Below are 5,731 nucleotides of genomic sequence, written 5' to 3' on the forward strand. Positions count from 1 at the left end.
ATGAACATGAGAATACCATCTAAAATCTTATAAAAAAGAACGAAATGTAGTGGCACAAACCTCTATGCAAGCCATTACTGTGCTGTATATAAATCAATTACAAAAATGAAGTGTCAAACTCGGGAAACTGGCAGAATTGCCGCCATTCTTGCCCAATTGCCGGAAGCGATGCGGGTCTTTCTCCAGGAGAGCTTTTTCAGCACCCTGACCTATGACGGGGCGGCAGCATTTGGGTTCAACCACCCCCTTGTCCTGGCCTTGCTTGTCATTACGGCCGTTAACATCCCGGTTCATCATATAACGCGGGAACTTGATTCAGGAACCCTGGAATTGCTTTTGGCACATCCTTTTAAACGCAGCGCCTTCCTCCTATCTTTATGGCTTTCCGGCAGTCTGATCCTGTTGCTCATCATTGTTGCTGCCATGATTGGATCACTCACATCGTTTATCCTTTTTCATCACCTGACGAGTGACATTTTTATCCATATAGTTCAGATCAGTATCAACCTCTGGCTTTTAATCGTCCTGATATTCAGTTATACCACACTGATTGCCGTATTTGGGAAAATGGGAAGCAAGGCCGGCAATTTCAGCGCCATCATAACACTTGTGTTCTACCTGTTAAGTTTTCTTTCCCAGGTCTGGGACGCCCCGGATTTTACCAGATCGTTCAATATTTTTTCCTATTACGAACCGCAGAAGCTGATGTTCAACAAGGGAAATTTTACACTGGACATCTTAGTTTTAAGTGCATTGATCATGTCTTCCACGACCATACGCCCATAGTTGTGATTGGTTCCATATACCCAATAAGCGGCTTTAAAATTTCGCGTACGCCACAGGGTTTTGAACATCATTTTGCGTATGTTTTCCTTTTTGTAAATGCTCATCCAGATATCTTTCATTGTAGCCTGAAGTTGCTCCCGGCTCATTTTGGATGTCCCCATAGTAGCTTCTTTAAAATGGTAGTGTTTCCAGTCTTCGGGATAGTTATTCAATTCAATCCGGTTTTGGTCGCGCAAGCGGAAAAACAGGTCGGTTCCGGGTACACCCGCTTTTGGTAGCCCAATGCAGCACCTCGTCGTTATCGGCAAAATTCATAGCGGCCTGTCCGAACCATAACTTATTCAGCTTACGGTCGACCATGCCTTTAAACAGTCTTATGGCTCGTTCCTCTGCCCCCTTGTTGGTATTGACCAGGTGATCGTCAACAATAAAAAGCATCGGGCGTGAGGTTTCTTCAAGCTCGTCGAGTACGTCCTCCACATCGCGTTCGCGGTATTTTGATCCGCAAAGCTTTGTCACCGAGCAAAAATCGCATCCCATCGGGCATCCCCTGGATATTTGAATCAGGTCATAAACGTATGGGTACTTCTTAAAAATTTCGCGGCGTACATGCGGGATATTTTCCACATCAGTTATACCACCCAGGTACATAGGCTTAATACTACCATCCTCAAAATCGGCAATCAATTGGGGCCAAACAACTTCTGCTTCACCAGTTACCACGGTGTCTACGTAATTTACAACCTCCTCGGTCATCATACTGGCATGAATACCGCCCATCACCGTGTGAATGCCTTCTTGGCGAAACATGACAGCTAATTCATATGCACGGAGCGCATTGGCTGTGAAAGCAGTAAAACCTACAAGATCGGCTTTGCGAAAGGTGCATTTCTCAAAACTCTCATCAACCAGTTCAACATCCCAGTGCTCAGGGGTGAGTGCTGCAATAATTCCCAGATTTATCGGCATATAGCTTGTGCTGGGATCGTTGGAGAAACCCAAACGATGCTGGTTTATCGGGTTTACCAGCAATAACTTTTTTCTGTTTGAGGTCATCAGGGCAACAAAAATTTACAGGCATTAGAATTCCTCAAGGCAATAAGGATGGTACTGATTATTTATATCTAATTAATTATCAGTTTCTTAGTAATGGTCTGATGACTTGTTTTTAAAGATATAAAGTATATTCCAGGACAAAAATTCTCCAGATCAAATGAATACATATAATCTCCTGCATTCTTCCATCCCAGTGTTTTGTTGATAACAGCTCTTCCTGAAATTTCCGAAACCATCATGGTTACATGGGAAGCGCGATTTATAGAATAGCTCGCATTTACCATACCTTTCGATGGGTTTGGAGAAATAATAAGGGATTCAGATTCTGCACTTAGTGGCTGATTTTCTTCAACTCCAACAAACTGTTCCACTTTCATATAGGTCGTCATGTTTTCTATGTAAACGTGATTCTCACCCAAAGCTGTGCCGGGCATTCCATCATTGTTATATAATATGTGGATGTCATTATCAAACGTGGGATAAGCTACAGGATAAATAGATTCATCGAAAAAATGAGAAAGGTCTTGTGTTAAATGAATAAAAGGTCCCCAATTCATTCCGGATGGCTTTATACGCATCCAAAGTTTCTTAAAATTCCATTCTGAATTATCATAAGTTTCAGTAGTTGAAGAGAAAACCACTGCGATCCAATTATCCGGCCCAATTGTTATGGAGGGCATGGTTGATACGCCTAATTCTCTGTAAGACATTGGAAAACCCGTAGATGTGTTTATAAATGTGATTTCTCCATCACCGTCAACATCCTGGGTCCAGCCAATATAATTCACATCTTCTATCATTTCAGAGGTGGGATAACCATATTGAGGTGGAGCTAAAGCGCTCAGGTCGTCAGAGAATGTTGGCATATCTTCATTCCAGTAACCGATTCCATCAACATATGGATAATAAGAATAACCGGTTCCGACAACAGCATGGATAACACGACTGATGCCAAAAACAACGTGTGCTTTTCCATTATTGTCAAGAGCGATGCTCGCAGAATTGTCCACACAGAAAAGAGTATCAGTAACAGTAATATTCCAGTCAAAAAAAGGATAAGGATGTTCCCAGATTACGGTCTTTTCCCAGGAATCACCATTATCGGTCGACTTCATCATAAAAAGGTCATGCCAGGCGCTTGCGACTAAAAATGCGATATTATCCCCTACAGGGTTTGCCCAGACATATTGATCTGCTGTGATCTCTGTATAGTATTCGGCTCCTGTTCCATCGACCACTTCATTTTGAAGATCCCAGGATGTGCCTCCATCTAATGACCGTGAATATACAATACCAAAGGCTTGTCCCTGATATGCAGCATTGGTGTTTGCCAGCAAATGAATGGTATTGTGGTCATCACCGGTAGTGATCATTCTTGGCCATGACAGTGTGGTTGGTCCGTTAGTATAAGTGAATAGTTTCTGATCCCACGAGCCTGTACCTTTATCAGGCCTGGTCAATAAATACAATTTAAGAGCCGTAAAGTCATGACTTACAACGATTTCACCGTTCGTCCCCCATGGGGCATAAGACGGCCAGCCTGTCCTGAGGGTTTCGATTCGCTGTGTAGGTTGAGGTTGTCATTCTGAGCCGTTAAAAAAATTATAGCCAGTTCCCCGGTCGGGAAAGGTGGTTTCACTAAAACCTAATGTCCAGACGGCCCCATTGGTCCCATCATCATAACAATAAATCCTGTTCTGTAAAGAGGCATTTGATTGCAGATCATAAATGGTAGTGCCTATGACATCTTCTGTAATTATCTCATCCCTCATCGTTGTAATCATTGAGTTCGGGACTTTGTAAACCGGCAAGTCAGGACTTATAATAAAGGGTTTGACATAGTCTGACTTAATAGCATAATCCTTAAATTCGAGAGGCAGTGTTGCCCTTTGCTGAGCAATCATGACATCAATAGATAGCATGAGGAATAAAAAGTGTATGGCTGTTTTCATGGCATGAAGATTTTAAAGCATTAAAACAATAAAATTAATGAATTTTCTGAAAAAGAATTTAAATAAGTCAGTTGCTGAATTTTATCATTCAATATGAACATTTTAAGCAACTAGTTGTTTTTGTTTAGAATTAGTCTAAATAATTTATAATATCACAAGTTATGAAAAACATTACGATTTTATTTTCAGCTTTTGTAGTGGGTGTTATCATGTTAATATCCAATACCGCCAATGCAACAAAGTGGGTTGTCAATGTGCAGAATTTTTCCTTTTCGCCTTCAAATTTACCGAATGTCATAGTAGGTGACACCATCAGGTGGGTTTGGATCAGTGGCACCCATACCACGACTTCGACAACCATTCCGGCCGGGGCAGCAAGCTGGAACCATCCCATCACCAGTTCAAACACCTTTTATGAATATCACGTGACCATTGCAGGCAACTATAATTACGTGTGCACGCCCCACGCAGGCATGGGGATGGTTGGGTCATTCACGGCCACAGCCCTCACGCCTATCCTCGTGAGCATTTCTCCAAACCAGGCTTGGCAGGGAGATTCATTCCTGGCAACGATTACAGGATCTAATACAAATTTCAATGGATCACCGGCTGTTTCTCTTTCTTTTTCAGGCAATCCAAGCGAAATTATCAACGCAACCAGCGTGACGGTGATCAGCCCTACTGTGCTGCATGCTCAGTTTACCATTCCTATATCGGCCAGCGCCGGTCTATGGGATGTACACGTAAACACTTTGGTGCTGCAAGATGGCTTCACAGTGATTGAAGTGATCCCGGCCATAACCTTCATGTCACCTAATTTTGCCCACCAGGGCGATTCCTTTAACGGAACGGTATTCGGGCAAAATACTTCCTGGACGGGTACCCCATCGGTTTACCTGAGTTATTCCGTCAACCCTTCAGAAATTATCAACGGGTCCAATGTCGTTGTTACAAGCAATACTGAATTGACAGCAGATTTCACGATCCCTTCGAATGCCTCCACCGGAAATTATACCATCCATGTTGATGCGCTTGAACAAGCCAATGGATTCACTGTGCTGGCCACCCTGGTCCCTGCTCTTTCCGGTATTTCCCCTGATAACGGAAATCAGGGCAACCTGGTACCTACGACAATAACTGCCGAAAACACTTCGTTTGTCGGCACTAATCCTTCAGTCTCCCTGAGTTTTACAGGTAATCCTTCAGAAGTAATTGATGCTTCAATTGTCAATGTTTTGAACGATAGCCAGCTCGAGGCCATATTCAATATTCCTGCAGATGCCTCAGCAGGAAGCTGGGATGTGCATGTCGATGATATGGTCCTTATAGAAGGATTTACAGTGAATTTGTTATCCGGTATAGGTGATCCGCTTGAAACCCTGGTCCGGACCTTTCCAAATCCGGTCAGCCATCTTTTCTTCATTGAAAATGCAGCAGGGGCTGATGTGACAGTATTCAATACAATGGGAAAAAATATTGTAGCGCAAAAGATCACTTCGGAAATGCAAGCCATTGACATCAGCCAGCTTTCCCCTGGGATTTACATTGTCAGGATAATGATGAACGGCAATGACAGGGTTGAAAAACTACTGGTGAATTAAAGGTCAGATCAGTACGCATTAAAAAATCCCTAAACATCTTTTATCCAGTTGTTTAAGGATTTTTATTGTTGCCCGACCAGGATTCGAACCTGGACTCTACTGATTCAGAGTCAGACGTGTTAGCCAGTTACACCATCGGGCAATAGAGTGTGGGTGTCAGTGTGCAAGTGAAGTGTGGGTGTGTTATTTAGGAGGGCAAAAGTATAAATTTTAAGGTTGAGCCCCCTCCGAAAAGTCGGGGAGACGAATTTACAATATTTTAAAACATGTTTGTTTTCATAGTTATAAACAATTGAATGTCAATATCTTAATTTATTTTGTATGATTTTTCTTCTT

General features: G+C 42.5%; 5 protein-coding genes and 1 tRNA gene. 2 read left to right on the forward strand and 4 right to left on the reverse strand.

The window, feature by feature from the left end:
• The first annotated feature begins 105 nt into the window (after positions 1-105).
• Positions 106-786, forward strand: coding sequence for an ABC transporter permease subunit (locus M0Q51_16925; protein ID MCK9401655.1), 681 nt, complete (start codon positions 106-108; stop codon positions 784-786).
• Positions 787-999: 213 nt separating this feature from the next.
• Here M0Q51_16925 and M0Q51_16930 read toward each other — a convergent pair whose 3' ends face one another.
• The 3 genes from M0Q51_16930 to M0Q51_16940 all read right to left on the reverse strand — a co-directional run bounded on the left by M0Q51_16930 (position 1,000) and on the right by M0Q51_16940 (position 3,794).
• Positions 1,000-1,842: a cobalamin-dependent protein gene (locus M0Q51_16930; GenBank protein ID MCK9401656.1), complete on the reverse strand. Its 843-nt coding sequence runs from the start codon at positions 1,840-1,842 to the stop codon at positions 1,000-1,002.
• Between the two features lie 68 nt (positions 1,843-1,910).
• Positions 1,911-3,302 carry a T9SS type A sorting domain-containing protein gene (locus M0Q51_16935; GenBank protein ID MCK9401657.1) on the reverse strand — a complete coding sequence of 464 codons (1,392 nt, stop codon included), beginning with the start codon at positions 3,300-3,302 and terminating at the stop codon, positions 1,911-1,913.
• Between the two features lie 120 nt (positions 3,303-3,422).
• Entirely contained in the window at positions 3,423-3,794 is a 372-nt protein-coding gene (locus tag M0Q51_16940; GenBank protein ID MCK9401658.1) for a hypothetical protein, read from the reverse strand.
• Positions 3,795-3,955: 161 nt separating this feature from the next.
• Between M0Q51_16940 and M0Q51_16945 the strand changes: the two genes are divergently transcribed.
• Positions 3,956-5,395 (forward strand): T9SS type A sorting domain-containing protein, encoded by a 1,440-nt coding sequence (locus tag M0Q51_16945; GenBank protein MCK9401659.1) that lies wholly within the window; start codon positions 3,956-3,958, stop codon positions 5,393-5,395.
• Positions 5,396-5,463: 68 nt separating this feature from the next.
• Here the strand turns inward: M0Q51_16945 and M0Q51_16950 are convergent.
• A tRNA-Gln gene (locus tag M0Q51_16950) sits at positions 5,464-5,537 on the reverse strand.
• Positions 5,538-5,731: the final 194 nt, after the last annotated feature.

It is taken from the genome of Bacteroidales bacterium, from assembly GCA_023229505.1.
Lineage (GTDB): Bacteria > Bacteroidota > Bacteroidia > Bacteroidales > JAGOPY01 > JAGOPY01.

What these genes read in the sequence shown, in the direction of transcription:
- M0Q51_16945 (MCK9401659.1), top strand. Translation starts at nt 3,956, where the DNA reads ATGAAAAACATTACGATTTTATTTTCAGCTTTTGTAGTGGGTGTTATC.
- M0Q51_16925 (MCK9401655.1), top strand. Translation starts at nt 106, where the DNA reads ATGAAGTGTCAAACTCGGGAAACTGGCAGAATTGCCGCCATTCTTGCC.
- M0Q51_16940 (MCK9401658.1), bottom strand. Translation starts at nt 3,794, where the DNA reads ATGAAAACAGCCATACACTTTTTATTCCTCATGCTATCTATTGATGTC.
- M0Q51_16930 (MCK9401656.1), bottom strand. Translation starts at nt 1,842, where the DNA reads ATGACCTCAAACAGAAAAAAGTTATTGCTGGTAAACCCGATAAACCAG.